Annotated in this window: 1 protein-coding gene; it reads right to left on the minus strand. The window is 67.0% G+C overall.

Annotated elements, in window-relative coordinates; all coding sequences use genetic code 11:
• Positions 1-15: 15 nt before the first annotated feature.
• Positions 16-552: transposase (locus ACSDR0_RS51105; protein ID WP_435296218.1), on the minus strand; the 537-nt coding region annotated here is incomplete at its 5' end.

Genomic DNA, 552 nt, shown 5'->3' on the forward strand with positions numbered 1-552 from the left:
CTAGTGCTTCGTTCCTCAAAGCAGGTAGATAAACCGACGTCGACGGCGGCGAGGCTCAGGAGCCGGACGGCCCCAGATCCAGGGGCGAGCGCGGGCGTTGAGCTGGGCGGTCGCCACCGTGGTGGCGTAGGTGATCTCGCCGGGGTCGGCGAAGGTCTGCCCAGCCAGGGCCTGACGGCGGAAGATACGCCACCAGGCTTCCTGCAGGTTGAGCCAGCAAGCGCCCTTAGGGATGAACACCTGCTGGATGCGCGGATGGTCAATGAGCCATTCGCGGGTGGAGACGCTGTTATGGCTGGACAGGTTGTCGGTGATCACCGCGATCGTTCCGGTCGGGTTGGCCTGCTCCAGCAGCGCCAAAAAACGCTGCCAGCCGGCGCTGTTGCGCGAGGCTGCGGTCATGGTGACCGCCTGGCCGTCAGCGATGCGCAGGCCGCCGTAGACCCAGGTCTTCTCCGGTCCCCGGCTGTATTCCAGAGTGGCTTTGATCCTCCGGCCGTCGGCGCTCCAGCCGGGCTCGGGCTCGAAGGTGCGGGGAAGGACGGGGCCGAG

The organism is Streptosporangium sp. G11, assembly GCF_051192615.1.
GTDB lineage: Bacteria > Actinomycetota > Actinomycetes > Streptosporangiales > Streptosporangiaceae > Streptosporangium.